The sequence below is a fragment of the Xanthomonas bonasiae genome (genome assembly GCF_014836395.1).
GTDB classification, from domain to species: domain Bacteria; phylum Pseudomonadota; class Gammaproteobacteria; order Xanthomonadales; family Xanthomonadaceae; genus Xanthomonas_A; species Xanthomonas_A bonasiae.
This window is the reverse complement of sequence record NZ_JACSQX010000005.1, coordinates 131,343-148,762: the sequence shown is the minus strand read 5'-3', so window position 1 is coordinate 148,762 and position 17,420 is coordinate 131,343. Positions and strand designations below refer to the sequence as shown.

Annotated in this window: 11 protein-coding genes and 1 pseudogene; 6 read left to right on the top strand and 6 right to left on the bottom strand. The window is 63.2% G+C overall.

The features are described from left to right. The first annotated feature begins 571 nt into the window (after positions 1 to 571). A complete protein-coding gene (locus H9658_RS23185) occupies positions 572 to 2,044 on the top strand; it encodes a sensor domain-containing diguanylate cyclase (protein WP_191825316.1) in 1,473 nt (490 codons plus the stop codon). 52 nt (positions 2,045 to 2,096) lie between these two features. Here the strand turns inward: H9658_RS23185 and H9658_RS09535 are convergent, their stop codons facing one another. Next, positions 2,097 to 2,528, bottom strand: coding sequence for a gas vesicle protein (locus tag H9658_RS09535; protein ID WP_179567592.1), 432 nt, complete (start codon positions 2,526 to 2,528; stop codon positions 2,097 to 2,099). A 292-nt stretch (positions 2,529 to 2,820) separates the two neighbouring features. Next, complete coding sequence (locus tag H9658_RS09530; RefSeq protein WP_191825168.1) at positions 2,821 to 3,855, bottom strand: NADP-dependent oxidoreductase; 1,035 nt, start codon at positions 3,853 to 3,855, stop codon at positions 2,821 to 2,823. A gap of 64 nt (positions 3,856 to 3,919) precedes the next feature. Here H9658_RS09530 and H9658_RS09525 point away from each other — a divergent pair, with 64 nt between their 5' ends. Next, positions 3,920 to 4,504 carry a TetR/AcrR family transcriptional regulator gene (locus tag H9658_RS09525; RefSeq protein ID WP_191825167.1) on the top strand — a complete coding sequence of 195 codons (585 nt, stop codon included), beginning with the start codon at positions 3,920 to 3,922 and terminating at the stop codon, positions 4,502 to 4,504. A 14-nt stretch (positions 4,505 to 4,518) separates the two neighbouring features. Here H9658_RS09525 and H9658_RS09520 read toward each other — a convergent pair whose 3' ends face one another. Next, entirely contained in the window at positions 4,519 to 5,469 is a 951-nt protein-coding gene (locus H9658_RS09520) for an AraC family transcriptional regulator (RefSeq protein WP_191825166.1), read from the bottom strand. Positions 5,470 to 5,566: 97 nt separating this feature from the next. Here H9658_RS09520 and H9658_RS09515 point away from each other — a divergent pair, with 97 nt between their 5' ends. Beyond that, entirely contained in the window at positions 5,567 to 6,316 is a 750-nt protein-coding gene (locus H9658_RS09515) for an SDR family oxidoreductase (RefSeq protein ID WP_191825165.1), read from the top strand. A gap of 304 nt (positions 6,317 to 6,620) precedes the next feature. Here H9658_RS09515 and H9658_RS09510 read toward each other — a convergent pair whose 3' ends face one another. From H9658_RS09510 to H9658_RS09500, 3 genes are all read right to left on the bottom strand, one after another. Further along, entirely contained in the window at positions 6,621 to 7,961 is a 1,341-nt protein-coding gene (locus H9658_RS09510) for a type II toxin-antitoxin system HipA family toxin (protein ID WP_191825164.1), read from the bottom strand. Position 7,962: 1 nt separating this feature from the next. Further along, positions 7,963 to 8,220 (bottom strand): helix-turn-helix domain-containing protein, encoded by a 258-nt coding sequence (locus tag H9658_RS09505; RefSeq protein WP_179567602.1) that lies wholly within the window; start codon positions 8,218 to 8,220, stop codon positions 7,963 to 7,965. A gap of 383 nt (positions 8,221 to 8,603) precedes the next feature. After that, a complete protein-coding gene (locus H9658_RS09500) occupies positions 8,604 to 9,035 on the bottom strand; it encodes a SymE family type I addiction module toxin (RefSeq protein WP_191825163.1) in 432 nt (143 codons plus the stop codon). Between the two features lie 242 nt (positions 9,036 to 9,277). Here H9658_RS09500 and H9658_RS09495 point away from each other — a divergent pair, with 242 nt between their 5' ends. The 3 genes and pseudogenes from H9658_RS09495 to H9658_RS09485 all read left to right on the top strand — a co-directional run bounded on the left by H9658_RS09495 (position 9,278) and on the right by H9658_RS09485 (position 17,043). Continuing rightward, positions 9,278 to 14,239, top strand: coding sequence for an AAA domain-containing protein (locus H9658_RS09495; RefSeq protein WP_191825162.1), 4,962 nt, complete (start codon positions 9,278 to 9,280; stop codon positions 14,237 to 14,239). Further along, entirely contained in the window at positions 14,232 to 15,824 is a 1,593-nt protein-coding gene (locus H9658_RS09490) for a hypothetical protein (protein ID WP_191825161.1), read from the top strand. The genes H9658_RS09495 and H9658_RS09490 overlap by 8 nt, the downstream gene beginning before the upstream one ends. A 162-nt stretch (positions 15,825 to 15,986) precedes the next feature. Beyond that, a pseudogene (locus H9658_RS09485) lies at positions 15,987 to 17,043 on the top strand (IS3 family transposase). The last annotated feature ends 377 nt before the right edge of the window (positions 17,044 to 17,420 follow it).

Below are 17,420 nucleotides of genomic sequence, written 5' to 3'. Positions count from 1 at the left end.
ACGCCACGTCCAACGCGCGTCGACGCGCTGCGCTCTTGCGCAGGTCGCGACACGTCCTCGCGTTCGCTACGCCGCCATCCCTTCGGGCACCGCGGCCGCCGCCCGGGATGGCGTCGGCAACGCGCGGCGAAGCGTCCTGCGGCAGGTGGCGCGCACCTCGGTGATCGCGTCCGGTATGCGCACCAGATGCGCTTCGCTCGCACAGCATGCCGATCCCGATCCGGAAGCCGGCCTGCGCATCGAGCGAGCGGCTGCGCAGCGTGCAGGCGCGGCGCAGTGGGCCGTGCCGCGCGTCGTCGATGTCGACGATGCGCCTGCGGACCGCCGGAACATGCGTACGCGTGACTCATTTAGGTTTCACCTGCCAGCTAACGACCGCCCTTGGCGAAAACGCGTCGTCCCTCAAACGCTCGCTCCAACCGCGGGCGGTGAGTTGACGCCAACGCGCCCACGGCGGCCACGCGCCTGGCGGCATGCGTGCCCGTCGCGCCTCCCTGGTGGTTCAGCCCGGGGCTCCGCTGCCGATAACCGCCAGGGGAGTCGAGAGACGCGCCGCGAGGGGGCGGCGGGCATGACCAAAGGCAAGCGCCGCAGAAACCTGGCCCAGCGCGTGGCGCTGTACCTGTTCGTCACCGCCGCGTGGGCGGTGCTGGCCGGGTCGGAGTACTCGTCGCTGCGCGACGCCAGGAACACGGCGTTGCAGACCGCACGGACCAATGCGCTGAACCTGGCCAGTTCCCTCGCCCAGCACACCAGCGATTCGTTCGCCATCGCCGAGACGGTGCTGACAGGCGTCGTCGCCGGCGTCGAGAGCGGCCTTCTGGCGCCGGATGCCCTGCGCGACTCCATGCGCGAAGAGGTCGACCGCTCCGACCGGGTGCATGTCATCGTCGTCTACGACGCGCACGGGCACCCGGTGAACTCCTCGCTCCCTGCAGGCGCGAAGCACCGCAACGGTTCCGAACCGGCCTACTTCGCACACCATCGGCACCACGGCGACCGCCTGGCGCTGCTGAGCGGGCCGATCCGCAGCCCGGCCGATGGCGCCTGGATCGTCCCGCTGACCCGGCGCATCGACAAGCCCGATGGCTCCTTCGCCGGCATCGTGCTGGTCGGCATCCCGGTCGACTATTTCGCCCGCTTCCACCGCCTGTTCGACATCGGACACGACGGATCGATCGCGATCGTCGGCGACGACGGCACTGTCGTCTCCCGCTCCCCCGGAGACATCGGCCGAAGCGGCGGCAGCATCGCCGGCACGCCCTTCCATCGGACCATGCAGGCAGTGCGCCGCGGCTCCATCGCCGCCGTGTCGCCCATCGACGGAGTGGAGCGGATCTCCGGATTCGCCCCTGTCCAGCGCTATCCGTTCTGGGTGCTAATCGGCGTGTCCACCGACGAAGTGCTCGCGCCCTGGCGCGCGGTGGCCGTGCGGCGCTCGTGCATCGCGGTGATCGCGTGCGCGCTGTTCGTCGGCCTCGGCCTCTGGCTGGACCAGCAACTGCGGCGCATGCAGGCCAGCGAGACCAAGCTGAGCACGGAAGCCTGGAGCGACACGCTCACCGGCATCTACAACCGGCGCGGCTTCGACTACAAGTTGCGCGGCGCGCTGCAGCAGAGCGAAGTCCTGCACTCCAGCATTTCGCTGCTGATGATCGACGTGGACCACTTCAAGCTCTACAACGACACCTACGGACACGTGAACGGCGACGCCTGCCTGCGGCACGTGGGACAGGCCCTGGCCGCCTGCGCGCAGCGGCCGCACGACATCGCGGCCCGCTACGGCGGCGAGGAATTCGCGGTGATCCTGCCGTTCACCGACGCCGCGGGCGCGCAGACGCTGGCGCAGCAGGTGCGCACCGCGGTGCGCGACCTGGACCTGCCGCACGCGTCCAGCCCGACCGACGCGCGGGTGACGGTGAGCATCGGCGTGGCGAGCGTGCACATGGAGGATCAGCGCTGGACCGCCGCGGAACTGGTCGGCATGGCCGACGCCGCGCTGTACCGGGCCAAGCAGGCGGGCCGGGATCGGTTTTCCACGTAGCCGCAAAAAAAACCCCCGCCGAAGCGGGGTCTTGCCGTGCCGCTGGACCGCCTCAGACGCTGGACATCACGCCGATGCTGAAGCCGGAGACCTGGCTAATCCGCCCCCGCCACAGACAACCGTTGACCGGAAACTCGCCGCCCGTCGCCACCACCCGCGCGTCGGCGAGATGGACGAAGGTGGCCGGCTTCAGCTCGCTCTGCTCGTAGATGTCGCGATACGGCTGGAAGCGCTCCTGCAGTGGCGCGACCAGCTCGTCGGGCGCCACCTCGGTGATCGACTCGGTCAGCCGCTGCATGAACTCCTTGCCGCCGATCAGCATGCCGGAGATGGTGCTGCCGCCCACCGTCAGCGTCAGCCCGATCTGCACGCCCAGGTTCGCGATCGCCACCAGATCCTGCAGCAGGTAGTCGGGGTGATGGGCCGCAGCCAGCAACGCATCCGTATCCAGCGCCGCGGTCGATTGTTCTTCGTGTTGTGACATGTGTGTGTCTCCCTTGAGTCGCCACAGCGATCCCATGGCGCCATGAGGGTATACAGATTCGTCGGCGCGCGCAGAGACACCGGCACGTGCCGTCGCGGAAATCCCAGCCACGATGCACCGGCCAACGTGCCGCGCGCACCAGCTCCCGGCACGGGGAAGGCGGCAACAGCGCCTGCCGCGCAGTCAGACGATCGCCGTCACTCCTGCTTGGCGTCGCCACGGCGGTCAACGCGCGCACCGCCTGCCGGGATCGCCACCATCGATGCAGGCGGCAACGCCCCGGCCCGCGGCCTCAGTCGGCCGTCATCACGATCTTGCCCTGGATGTGCCCTTGCTCGGCGCGTTCGTGCGCCTGCCGCGCCTGCGACAGCGCGAAGGTGCTGTCGATGGCCACGCGCACCGTGCCCGCCTCCAGCAGTGCCGCGAGTTCGGCGAGTTGCGCGCCGCTGGAACGCACCTGGGTGGTGGACACCGTCACGCCCCGCGCCGCCGCTTCGGCGTGCCCATCGAAGCCGAGCGGGAAGATCGGGAACAGCGCGCCGCCGCGCTTGAGCGTGCGCAGGAACCTGCCGGCGCCGGGGCCGCCGACGGCATCCACCACCAGGTCCACGTCGCGCAGCACCTCCTCCGGCGCGGCCTTGGTGTAGTCGACGAAGCGCTCGGCCCCCAGCGCACGCACGAAGGCCTCGTGCTTGCCGGAAGCCACCGCGATCACGCGCGCGCCTTGCCACCTGGCCAGCTGCAGCGCGAAATGGCCGACGCCGCCGGCCGCCCCATTGACCACCACGGTCTTGCGCTGCAACGGCACCGGCACATGCGGCATGGGCTGCAGCGGATTGGCCACGGCGTGGCCCTGCGCGATCAGGAACTGCCACGCCGTCAGCAACGACATCGGCGCGCCCGCGGCGTGCACGTGGTCGATCCCGGCCGGCTTGCGCGCCACCTCGGTGGCGGGCGCGGTGACGTACTGCGCATACGCCTGGCTGCCGCCGGCCAATCCGTCCGGAAAGCGCACCATCGCGTAGACCGCGTCGCCGCGCGACAGCCCGCCCACGTCCTCCGCCACCGCCTCGATCACCCCCGACACGTCCGTGCCCAGGATCAGCGGGAACGCCACCGGTGGGCGCCATTCCGGAGGCAGGCGGCTGTAGCCCTCCCGCAGGTACAGGTCCGGCGGGTTCAAGCCGATGGCGTGAACCCGGATGCGTACCTCACCCTGCCGCACCACGGGCACAGGCGCGTCCTCGTAATGGAGCACCTCAGGGCCGCCGAACGCCCGCTGGCGGACCGCTTTCATCATGTGCTGTGTGTCGTCGGAGCTGTGCATGGCGTATCCTGATCGGAACAGTGCTCCGAATATACGGAGCAGTGCTCCACATGTAAAGGAAAGCATGCGCGCCGACGCCCAGAAAAACTACCAACGCCTGCTCGACGTGGCCCGCGAGGCCCTGGCCGAGACCGGCGCAGACGCCTCGCTGCGGGACATCGCCCGCCGCGCCGAAGTCGGCCTGGGCACCTTGTACCGCCACTTCCCTACCCGCGAAGCCCTGCTCGAGGCGCTGCTGCGCAACGACTTCGAGGACCTGGCGGCGAAGGCCGACGCTTTGCGCACGGCAGCGGCCTCGGATCAGGCATTGCTGGCCTGGCTTGAGGAGATCATCGCCTTCACCCATCGCCAGCGCGGCATCCTCGCCCCGATGATGTCCGCCATCGAAGACGCCTCCTCCGCGCTGCACGCCTCCTGCGTACGGCTGCGCTCCGCCGGCGCCGCCCTGCTGGCGCGTGCGCAGGCGGACGGCAAGGCCCGCGCCGACATGGATGGGGACGAACTGTTCGACCTGATTGCCGCGCTGGCCTGGCTGCGCGAACAGCCATCGCACGCCAAGCGCTCCGAGCGCCTGTTCGAACTCGTGACCGGTGCGATCCTTGCGCAACCCGCACCGCCTCCCACGAGGTCGCCGGCCCGGAAGCGGTAATCCGCGCCGAATGCCTACCGCACGCCCTCGACGTGGTCGGAGAACGACGGTTCGCCGCGCGCAGCGCCGCGGCCACCTGCGCGCGCGTACTGCGTCGGCGGCTGTCCGACATGGCGGGCGAACGCGACGCTGAAGGTGCTCGCGGAGCTGTAGCCGACGCGCTCGGCGATCGCGGCGATGCCGAACTCGTTGCGGCGCAGCAGGTCCTTGGCCAAGGCCATGCGCCAGGCGAGCAGGTATTCCATCGGCGCCATGCCCACCGTGCGGCCGAAGCGCTCGAAGAACGCCGAGCGCGACAAGGCGGCTTCCTTCGCCAACGCCGCCACCGTCCATGCGCGCGTGGGCTGCGCGTGCATCGCGCGGATCGTCGCGGCCAGGCGCGCATCGGCCAGCCCGCGCGCCAGGCCCGGCGACGCCGCCGTGCCCGCGGCCGAGCGCAGCGCTTCGATGAGCAGCACTTCCAGCAAACGCGAGAGCACCACCTCGCGTGCGGGGCGTGCCTCGCGCGACTCCTCGCTCACCAGGCGCACCAGCGTGGCGAGCCGGTGCTCGCCGTGCACATAGACCATCTGCGGCAGCAGCGAGACCAGCAGCGCCGCATCCGGCGAGCCGAAACTGCAGTGGCCGGCCAGGATGCGCAGGTCGGCCGGGCCGTCCTGCGTGCCGATCCGGAACACGCCGTTCCCCAATGCCGTCGGCATGGTCTCGGCCACGTCCGCGTGCGGCGCAAGGCTGGACATCGTGATGCGGTAAGCCGCGGGCACAAGCACGAAATCGCCGGCCTGCAGCAGGATCGGCGCGCCGCCGTCGAGCGCCATGTGGCAGCCGCCCTCCAGCACCGCGCAGTAGAACGGCTGCCCGGCGTCGGAACGCCGGATGCGCCAGGCACCGGCACCGACCACCTGCTTGGAGAACCGGGCCATCGGCTGCAGCAGCGTCACCACCTCGGCAAGGGGATCCACCATCGCTGGACGCTCGCAAACGAATCAAGGACTCTGGATCGTAGCGAGTACGGGGACGGCAATCTATCGTGGGTTCTCGTCCACGCGCAAAGGAATCCCCTTGAAGACCGTCCTGATCACCGGCTGCTCCTCCGGCTTCGGCCTGGAAACCGCCCGCTACTTCCTCGCCCGCGACTGGCGGGTGCTCGCCACCATGCGCACCCCGCGCGAGGACCTGCTGCCGCCATCGGCACAGCTGCGCGTGCTGCCGCTGGACGTCACCGACGCGCAGAGCATCCGCGCGGCCGTCGCGGCGGCCGGCCCGATCGACGTGCTGGTCAACAACGCCGGCTTCGGCGCACCCGCCCCGTTCGAGTTGATGGACATGGATACCGTGCGCGCCCTGTTCGACACCAACACCTTCGGCACGATGGCGCTCACCCAGGCGGTGTTGCCGCAGATGCGGGCGCGCGGTGCCGGCGTCGTGGTGAACGTCACCTCCAGCGTCACCTACAAGCCGTTGCCGCTGGTCGGCATCTACCGCGCGGCCAAGGCGGCGGTGAATGCCTTCACCGAGTCGCTGGCGAGCGAAGTCGAACCGTTCGGCGTGCGCGTGCGCCTCGTGCTGCCCGGTTCCTCGGGCGAGACGCGTTTTCGCGACACCGCCCGCACCCGCCTGCGCGGCATGGACGACGCGGTCTATGGCGACTTCATGCGCCACACCATCGCGCGGATGGCCGAATCCACCGGGCCGGGAACCCGCATGCAGGACGTCGCCGAAGCCGTCTGGCGCGCGGCCACCGATCCGTCAGCGCCGCTGTATCTGCCGGCCGGGGCGGATGCGGTGCAGTGGGCGGCGGAGGCGGGGTGAACTGGCGAGCGCGCCAGGCGCTTCGCCTGACACGCCTGGCCGTTCCGGCTTTTGCTCGAAGCCTGCAACGGCTTCATTTGCCCAACGACATCGCTGGAAGCCAAGGACTTGCGGGGCGGCAGGTGGCGGCGATGGCCTGCCGGGCCTCACAGTGCTCCCCGGCAGCTACCGCGCCAGGGTCAGGCGGCGACGGCACCGTGGTGGCGCGGCGCCGCTGGCGGCCGCGAGATGCGTCCGTTGCCACCCACTTGAGCGCAGAGGCTGCATCCGGATTGCAACGGTCCGCTGGCGATTGCTCGCCCCGCTAAGCGGCCATTCCTTCGAGCACGGCGGCTGCCTGTTCGAGCCCGCCCAGGATGGCGTCGGCAACGCGCGGCGAGAAGTCCTGCGGCAGGTCCGCGCGCGCCTCGGCGATGGCGGCCGGCGTGCGCGCCAGGATCTCCTCGATGAGCAGCTCGGCCGTCGACCCATAGCCGACCCGCTGCGCCGTGCTGCTGAAGTGCCTGCGCTGGATACTGTGCATCGCGTAATGCTTGTTCTTGCCGAGCAACGCCATGGCCAGCTTGATCTCATGAGGCGACCATTGATGGGGGCCGTCGCCCAAGACCGGATAGGCCGACATCACGTCATACAGCCGAGTCAACTGGAAGCGGCCACGCGGCAGAAGCTGGATACTGAAATTCTTGGCATGACCATCGGGCGCGCGCAACAACCAGAACAGCACCTGCGCGGCCAGCAGCGTCTTCATGTCGGCCTCGGCATTGATCGACTGACGCAATGTGCCGAACAAGGCGGTGAGCCCTGGGCCGCCTTCGTTCTCGTACTTACGCAACGGCGAACACCCTGCGACCTGGCAGAAGTCTTCCTGCGGCAGGCGCATGAGCCACTGCCCATTGGGCGCCAGGCGCCGGTCGAAGCGCTCGACCACCAGCACGCGCTGCTGGCCGAAGCGGGCGATGCGCGCATCGGCCACGTTCAACCCATAGGCCTTCAGCAGCCGCAGGCACAGCCATTCGTTGTCGACGGAAGTGCTGAAATCCGCCCGCCGCCCGCCCACAAGGCCCATCGGCAGCTTGAAGATGTGGCTGGTCGGCGTGGCACCGCGCGGCGCGTACCACTGCCCCTCCCACCACAGGAAGGCCGTCTTCTCCTGCGCACCGGCAAGGGAGATGCGGAAGTCCGCATCCGGGTCGCGGTGCGCGGCAAAGGCGTGCGGCGAGACGGTTTCGATCAGGTGCCGTTCGACGTCCGCTTCGGACAGCGGTAAGCCCTCGATGCGACCGACATCCTGCGGCACCTCGTCCTCACCCAGGACCTGCACCGCCCCCACGCAGTCGCGCCCGATCGCGCTCAGCAGGTCGAAGGGATCGGTGGATGGCGCCCTGAAGCGCTGCGCCACGCGCCGGCGGATCGCATCGCTGTCGGGCAGCAGGTTGTCGAAGTAGTTGAAGACCTTCTCGCCCTTGAGCGGCTGGTTCTGCAGGTTGAACGGAAGCGAAAGCGACAGCGGCCGGCCGATGTCGGCGCCGACCCAATCCGCGTCGTAGTGCAGTTCCATCTCCCCGCGCGCAGGCAGCGTCCAGCGCGCCACGCGAACGCCATTGGTCCAGATGGAGAGGCTGCGGCTGTGCGATCGACGCCCCATCTCACCACTCCGCTTGCGCGTTGGCGGCGGTGGGGTCGCCGCGGATGCCGATGGTCAGTTCCAACCCCAGCGCCGCGCACCAGGCCAAGAGTTGTTCGACGCTCAACGCGTGGGCGTTCAGTTCCAGATGGGAAACCCGCGACTGGCTCAGGCCTAGACGGCCGGCCAGTGCAGACTGGGTCAGTCCCTGGGCCTTGCGTGCGGCCTGCAGCGTCGCGCCTAGTTGCGTCGCGGTGACCAGAACGTGGCGTTTTGGCATCAGAGCAGTACCCGTTATCCAGCTAACCGCAAAATACCCGCAAAACGAATAAATTTCAAATAGCTGATATTCAGGTAGACCCACCCACTGCCGGCCAGTCCCTGCGTTGCTGGATACGGGGCGTTTCGTCCCGCGTGAAGCGGTGACGATTGAGCAATTCGCCGCAGGCACAATCGCCGCACTTTCTGCAGTGACTGGGGCAGCCAATCGCCGCATAACATCCGCATTGCCCGCAGAGGACGGCGATGTACCGTCGTACGGAGGCGACTTAGTCCAAGGGCCGGCCCGTAGTGACGACGCGGCGAGCGCCGCGCCGCCTCCACCCCTCGAGCGATTCGGCTCGAGCCGGCCACCCCAGCAACGCCACCGCCAGAACCGAGCGGCTACGGCGCCACCTTGAACCTGCGTCGCTTGTTCGCCACTGGCGGCGGCGCCACTGGCACGGCCGTGATCAGCAGGGCGCCATTGGCCATCGTGATCCGCACCTTGCCGCCCACCGCGAAGCCGAGGCCTTCCAGCCACAGGCCATGCAAGCGCAGGCTGGGCACCTGCCGCCCGACCCGCATGCCATTGCGGTCCACATCGTAGTAGCGATAGCCGATGGTGCATTGCGTGGGCCGGCGTGGGACCGAGCGTCTGGGCACTGGGTCCTTGTCGGCGTCGGGGTGGAACGGCGGTGCCGACGCGCCAGGCAGCGGATCGGCGGCGATTGCATCTAAGGGATCGGGGGATTCGAGCTTGAGCCAGCAAGGCATTGCCTTGACGGCACGGCGAGGGGATTTGGTCTTTGAACGAGCGTCTGCACTACCGGACATGACGTCCTCCATTTGAGTGGGAGTCGCCAAGTGATTTCGGGAGACCAAACCCGGCTACGGAATTTACCGTAGCGAGTAGATAGTTGCTCGACCCAAAGAAGCTGTCAACGCTTAACACAGAACGCCTGTAGACATCTTTAGGAAATCGCGCCGGTGCGGATTAAGTCAACCTGACCCTGATATCGTATCGTTACTTGATGGCTGCCTCTGGGCGAGGCTTGTCGTATGAACGAGGGGGACTCATGGACATAAAGATTCTTGGGGGCAACGGACTGCACGCTAGCGAAGTTCGAGCGGTCAAGCGGATGCAGGAGTCGTTGAGGCAAAGCTGGTTTGGCTACGCCAGTCTGCTCGTTGTTGATGACGAGGGGTCCATGGACGTGGACACAATGATCATCACGCATGACCGTCTATTGCTTGTGGAGCTCAAGGAATGGACCGGGAAGCTTGAGAGCAGTGACAGCCGCTGGTACCTCAACGGTTACTCCAAGGGGAAGAGTCCCTATGAGATCAAGCGTGTCCACGCGATTCGGATTAGCAAGCTGCTAGGAAGGGAGCTTCAACACAAGCTCGGCTATGCCCCCAGAGTCGAAGCCCACGTCGTGATGTGCGGGACTGCCGGTCCAGAAAATCTTTCTACAACGGAACGTCGCTTCGTTCACACGCTTGATGAGTTTCTCAAAGTAACTGGCGCCAACGATTACGCAACGGTTGTTTCTGAAGCGCCGCAAAATTATACGGACCTGTTTGATCGCCGAGGGAAGCCGCGCCCAAATAGCGCGACTTGTCGGCCCATCTTCGAACAGTTCTTCGCCGGAAGCCGAGTCAGGCCGAAGGAATTTTCCCATCACAGCTACACGGCCGAACCAACCCCTTGGTTTCGGCACAAGCTCGGCTTGTTCGCGGAATTCAAAGGCCATCATCAGGAAATTGCCAATGATCTGGCGCTGATGAGGCGTTGGAACATGTCGTCGCTCGGCGTTGGCAACGCGACGCAAGAACAGTGGGCAAAAGTCGCTCTTCGCGAAAATCGATTGTTCGCGCTTGCAAAATCCCATGAGAGAGGGCTGGAAGAGTATCTACTTCGCCCGCTGGTTCCGCTCAGCACAAGTGACGTTTCTGAAGATTTTACGGAGCTTTACGAGCTCAGGAGAACCTTTAGCCGCCTGGATGAACACCTAAGCAAAGTGGGGCCGGATCATGACCCCAAGTCTCGCTTGGATCTGGTCAGAGCTCTCTTAGTGCCATTTTCAGAATTGCACGCCTTAGGTGTTGCGCATCGTGATATCGACCTTCACAACTTGTGGCACGCCTCAGATCAGCGAAGCGTGGTCATCTCTGGTCTCGCAGCGGCTTTTTTCCCGGAGCGTGGAACGGTCAGCGAGGTTCGAGACCTTCTGCAGGGTTCGCATGTCCGGTTACCGGAAGAGGCAATGGGCGTAGAGGGAGAGATTTACGACGCCTTTAGGCAAGACGTGTTCATGCTCGCCGCCGCTGCGTATCGAATTCTGTTCCCTGAGTCAGACCTTCCGCGCGACGAGCAAGGAATCTGGCAATGGGTCCCCCCGAGACAAGATCCATATGGCGGCGCGCTGAGCGCTTGGCTTCAGCGCGCCCTCTCCTGGGGACCGGCCGATCGCTTTGAAAATGCTGCCGCGATGTTGGCGGCTCTCAACGAGTGCGTTAAGCCGGCGGCGGCGAGCAAAGAGGAGGCAATCAATACCTGGAACGAGATATCGGATGGTGACTTCATAAAGCGGGGATGGGGCCAGTTTCAGATCTTTCAGCACTTCCCGCCAAGCCATGGCGAGAACCCTGGATCGGGACAAGTGCTCAGGTACAGATCCACGGTTGACGATGGGCCCGTACTGGTCAAACTTTGGTTGCAGGTTGCCCCGAACGCCGGCACGCACGGGCTGAATCGGCGTGTCGCGGCATTTCGATCCAAGGCCGAAAAAGTCAGATCGCGTGAAACCGCGACCCCGCACCTTGTCGACTTCGGCTTGCTGGAGTCGGGAGGCCTCCTCGTCGTAACCAGAATTGAGCCAGGTAAGGAGTGGCAGGAGGCTATCGCAGGGGCGGACATTCCATCGCGCAGGCGGATCGCCGCGGCCCTGATTCAGGCGGTTTCGGCATTGCACGACCAGCAGCTGAGCCACGGGGACATTCACCCAGGAAATCTGCTCGTGCAATTTCCAGAGACGCCGGAGACCGGCTCCGAAAGGGTTCTCCTGCTCGACTTTCTCGACTTTGGGGAGAGGACGCAACCCTTCAATGTCGAATATGGTCCTTCAAATCCAGCATCAACCGACGGCTTCGGTCGCGATCGCTTTGCGGCCTACAAGCTTGTGGAAGAGCTCCTAGTCGAAGAATCCGACGAACAATTCAAACAGGAGCTAGAGGTCGGTCGCAGCCAGCCGCAAGGCGTGCCCGTATCGCTATCTCCGCTGCAGGTTGAGGTTCGACGGCTCATCGAGGGAGCATCGGAATCGTCAGAAGCGGCGACACCGATCATTGTTACTTGGAACAGACTTCAGTTCGCAGACTCGGAGTTCGCGCTCGAGTCCGACGGCGGCGGTTACCACTTCAATTGCAAATGGGATAAGCGCAACGACTCCTTGCTAGACTGCTACGTAACAGGTCTTAATGGCGCAATCACGTTTGTGATTGATCCTGAGCAACGTCAGCTTCGGGATGTCCGATTGGTAACTCCAATTCCGCTCAGTGAGCTGGTATCAGCCAGCAGTAAGTCCTCCGCAAGCATCGAACGCTCAATCGGACTCATCAAGTCAAACGAACGCGGGCCAGGGATTCAAGATCTCCTCGACCTAATTCTGGGGTTGGATCCGGTGCTCTCGCTGCTTGAAGCGAAATTTTCTCCCTCGAACTCGGAGGCGGCGGAGAGGCCGGAGGACGCGGGTATCCGAATCGAAGAGATTTGGCGAGCTCTGATGAACACTGAAGAGGAAAGCCTCCTCGAAGTCGAAGTGACCGGTGCCATCCAAGAAAACGCTGTGGGCCAAATGCGGCTTCCATACAGGACGGCGAACGGTGCCGCGATGGATTTCGGCTCGGATGATCGCGTTTTTGTTAGTCTGAAGGACGACGGCAACAATTTTGCAATTCTGGACATACTCCAAACAAGCCAAGATGAGCTTGTAATCGATGTCACCAGAACGGACGCCCGCAAGCGCGTCATACCTGGCGCGATGCTAAAGCTCGAATCCTTGCAGAGCAAAGCCTCGCGAGACCGAAAATCCAAAGCAATGGAGCGCGTGCTAGAGCACGCCTCGGCGATTCCCGATCTCCTGAAGTACTTTGACCCCATCGCCTCACCATCGATCTCTCCGATGGCCCCTCGACCCAGTGCAGAGCGAATTAGACAGCTATACGATGACGAAGAGACAAGCCTAAATGAGCGGCAAGTCGAGGCCTTTCAACAACTGATTGAGCAGGGACCCGTTGGCGTTCTTCAGGGGCCACCAGGCACCGGAAAGACCACGTTCGTTGGGGCGTTCATTCACTACCTCTTTAGCGAGGTCAGCGTTAGAAACGTACTGCTGGTCGGACAGTCTCACACGGCTGTTGATGCAGTAGCTACGAAGGCTCGAGCGATGTGCCAGAGGCACATTTTCCCGCTCAGCGTAGTTCGAATGGGACAAGAGCGAATGCTCGCCACACCAATGTTGGATGCTCACTCGCGAGCGATCCAGCGTCAAATGCGACATTCTTTCCATCGCGAGTACGAGCATCGTATCGCTGTCTTTTCAGAGCGCGTTGGGATACCGACGCAGCTTTCGGCCGAGTTGTCTTCTCTGCACCGAACGCTAGATGGGCTTGTCTCATCAATTGTTAGATACGAAGCAGAATTGAACTTAGCAAAGTCGGAGACAGCAAGCGGCGACCTTCGCGAACGTGTTCCTGAGCTGCAGTCTCAGCTTGACGAGGTCCGAGAACTCACTTTCAGAATTGTTCGAAATCGATTCCCAGAGGAGGCGGCGTCTCTTCTAGAGTCCGAGGATCTATGGGAGAGCATCATCACGCTGGTTGCGTCTGCCCACGGCGTCAATAATCCAGCAGCTCTCTCCCGCCTAAAAAAGTTGCTTTCACTCAGCCAGGAATGGCTCTCGGTTCTACACGCGGGCCAGGCCAACTACGATCAATTCCTGGTACAGACGAGGCAATTGGTCTGCGGCACTTTGGTCGGCATGGGGCACAAGCAACTCGGCGTAGCCGATGTCGATTTCGATTGGGTGATTGTCGACGAAGCTGCTCGCGCGCAAGCGAGTGAGCTGATGATCCCGCTTCAGTCTGGACGCAGGATCTTGTTGGTGGGTGACCACAGGCAGTTGCCGCCAGTCTACGAACCATCTCACCTTCGCGCGGCTTCCAAGTCTTTGGGAATCTCGCCGGACTCACTTAGACAGACCGACTTTGAGCGCGCATTCCGTGTTACTCGCGGAGTTTCCCTCAATACGCAATATCGAATGGTCGAGCCAATTAGCGACCTGGTTTCCGATTGTTTCTATAAAGATGATGGCGTGCAGCTGAGGACTGGCCGCGGCGAGTCACAGGCTTGGTGCGAGCATCTTGCCTTTCCTTGGAACTCTCCTGTTACTTGGATCGATAGTGGAGCTGGGCCAGACTCAACCGGCGACAGCGACCCAAGTAAACGAGGGAAATACGTAAATCCCCACGAAGCCCGCCTCGTGCTTCGGCTCCTTCAGCGCCTCGCCGCCCCAGACAAGGCGGAGCTGCTCAAGAACATTCAGTCGTCACACCATCCAATTGGCGTCATCACGATGTATAGCGCGCAAAAGGCATTGCTTGAAAAGGAGCTCAGCAAGGCCGAGTGGGCTGCCTCGATTCGTAGCCTGATCAGAATCGATACGGTAGATAGCTATCAGGGGCAAGAAAACCCATTCATCATCTTGAGTCTTGTTCGAGACAATATCAGCGAGACACAGGGCTTCATGTGGGAGCCGTCGCGAATCAATGTTTCGCTTTCCCGAGCGCAGGAGCGCCTTGCGATCGTAGGTGCAGCTCGGATGTGGCGAAAGCGAAACAAACTAGATCCGTTGGGGCGCGTGCTTGGCTTCATCGAGGAGAAGGCAGCATTGCGGCATCCGGGATATGCGATCGTGACGGAGTTGCCCGAATTCGACTTCCAACAGGTCGTCCCTGAGGAGACCAAAAATGCTTGACGAAGAAGTTGATGCCGGCGAGATGGAAGGGCTGGGCAAGCGCCGACTGGCGAATGTGATTTCCGTATTGCTGCCGGCGAGGGAGTACCGGCTGGAGTGTTCATGGACCACCGAAAGGCCCCTTCCGGCTATTGAGGAATTCGCTTGCAGATTGATCGTCATGATGGAGAGCGCCAGCCCTGGCGAGCTTCAAGCGTACTTTGGACTGTCAAAGCTGGAGACGGATGGTTTGGTTAGCAGCCTTACAAGAAACAGGCTGGTTGACGTTGCGGACGACGGAGTGCTTCACCCATCGGCGATCCTCCGCGCGAAGCAGATTGCTACAGGAGACGTTCCGACGTTTACAACTTTCGAAACCCGAGAGGAGGACGCAGTATTCGACCTGCTGGCCCTTCAGCTCGTCCCGCGCCGCGGCTACAGTAATTCGAGGTTTGGTCTGCCGGAGGTCCCAATGCCGGAGCTAGCGAAGTCAGTCGCTCCCGACCGCATAGCCGAGGCATTCAGCGAGCAGTCTCGAGCGTTCTTGGAATTCTCGTGGGGCCGCACAAAGGAAAGCTTCAAGACTCGCCTATACAAGGTGGCCCGCTGCCGACCCATGCGTGCCCTGCAGGTGCCGGTAGACATGGAGATTTCGCTGGATGTGGGCGCCACAGGCGACTTGAACGTACACCGAGACGCTGTGGAACGCTTAGGAGACAACCGTAAGCGACCACTTTCGATTGAGCTTGAGTCCAAGGTGGCGGACTACCTCGCGAGCGAGAGCCTGCCCAAGCCCGCCGCGTCCTTCTCAGACTTTTGCGCCTTGGTTGAGGACGAGGTTCTCGCTCGGTATGTGCGAGAAGACGAATTCGATCTTTCTAAGTGGCTAAGGGACCGAGATGCGAACAAGACTGGCTATGGGTCGCAACTGACCAGAGGCCTCTTGGGGCCGATTTACCTCGTCGGAAATCGAACGACGCTCATCAGTATGTTGCGATCGGACGACCACGAGGAGGAGCGGTCCAGCATCGCGCACTGGTTGCCTGCGGATGTCCCATTCTGGGCGGCGAACAGTACTGAACTAGTCGAATTTGTCACAAAATTCCAAAAGGCCCTTGATCGAAGAGATGGAGGTCGACTGGTCGCGTGTTTTAAGGGTGAGGGCGCTTCAGAGGAGCGTTGGCTTAAGCGGAAATTTCACTCTAGGTTGCCTCACGCCGTGATGTTCTCCGGCGGAATCCGATTGGATAGATTCGAATTGCTCGTGGTGCCCGAGCGCTTGGCAGTTGCGCAGTACCACGTTCAACCGAGCAAGGTGAGTGCGGTAACGCTTCCGATTGGTTACGCAACCACGGACCCTGATCGAGTGGACAGAATCACCAGGCTACTCGCCCAGCGGCTCGCACCAACCATTAGCACTTCTATTTCTTGGTCGGCCGATTCGCAGCACGTCCAGAGCCTGATCGATTTCAAAGCGCTAGGAATTGGTGAGGCGGCCCGTCCGAAGCCCTCGGGCGCGGTTAGGACAAGCGGCGCAACACCCATAGCATCGGCTGAGAAGCCGCACCCAAAAATAATCGTCAAACGACCAAAGTTTGACTCTTGACGAGCGCTCATTCGCCTCTTGATTTCAACCAGCCTTTTCGTGACAGAAAGCGAATCGCACGTGAGTTGAGGGGCCAACACCATGAGAGCACTACGCCCCCCCCCCCGCAATTGAGTAGCAGTCTGCTTTGGGGTCCAATCCCCAACAATCCGAAGATTGGACATGAAGAAGCGTTTCAGCGAAGGACAGATCATCGACTTCCTGCGTGAGGCCGAGGCCGGGCTGCCGGTCAAGGAACTCTGCCGCCGACATGGCTTCAGCGAGGCGTCGTATTACCTGTGGCGCAGCAAGTTCGGCGGCATGGACGTGTCCGAGGCCAGGCGCTTGAGGGAACTGCGCGTCTGAAGAAGCTGCCGGCCGAGCAGGTGCTTGAGAACGAAGTGATCAAGGACGTGCTGCGAAAAAAAAATGGTGAGCGCACCGGCTCGACGCGAGCAGGTGCGCTACATGGCAGGCAAGGGCCTGAGCGAGCGGCACGCCTTGCGGGTCGTTGGCATGAGTGCCAGTGCGCTTCGCTACACATCGCGCGCGGACCATAACGTCGAGATGCGGGGGAGCAGATACAGGCACTGGCACATCGGCACAAGCGTGACGGCGTGGGCATGATCTATCTCAAGCTGCAGCAAGGCGGTCACGTCGTGAACTACAATCGCGTGGAGCGGCTGTATCAGCAGGCCAAGCTGCAGGTGCGTCGGCGCAAGCGCAAGAAGGTGCCGATTGGCGAGCGACAGCCGTTGCTGCGGCCGACGCGGCCTAATGAAGTCTGGTCGATGGATTCCATCTTCGATCGCACGGCCGATGGCCGTGCCATCAAGTGTCTGCTGGTCATGGACGATCGCACGGCCGATGGCCGTGCCATCAAGTGTCTGCTGGTCATGGACGATGCCACGCACGAGGTCGTGGCCTCCCGCAGGTGATCCGGACCGACAACGGCAAGGAGTTCTGCGGCAGGGCGATGGTAGCGTGGGCGCACGAGCGTGGTGTGGCACTGCGACTGATCCAGCCAGGCAAGCCGAACCAGAACGCTTACGTCGAATCGCTCAATGGACGCCTGCGCGATGAATGTCTCAACGAGCATTGGTTCCCGACACTACTGCATGCCCGCACGGAGATCGAACGCTGGCGCCGGGAATACAACGAGGAACGACCCAAGAAAAGCATCGGCGGACTCACGCCCGCCACCTATGCGAAACAACTCGCGGCAAAGCCGCTACGATGAACCTGGACTCCAAACGGACCCGCTACAAAAAAAGGGGGGGACGTTGCAGGTGGCGAAGTTTGGTGTCGGTCAGCATGTGAGTAACGCGATTTTGAGTGAGGGCCTGTCGGGCACCCGCCCTTACTCACTACGTTACTCACACCCCGCCGGGATTCAACGGGACACCCTGGGACGCCAGGAACGAAAAACCCCCTGATTTCAGGGGGGGTTCGGCACCACATGGGATTTCCTGGGACTTCAGCGTGGTGCCCACCAGCAACCGAATTAACCCTACAAGCCATTGTAAGAATTAAAAATTCATCAGGACGGCCCACCACTTTGACTCGCAATTTGACTCACTAACGACGCAGTCGCGAGCGCCTCCTACCGGACGCCGC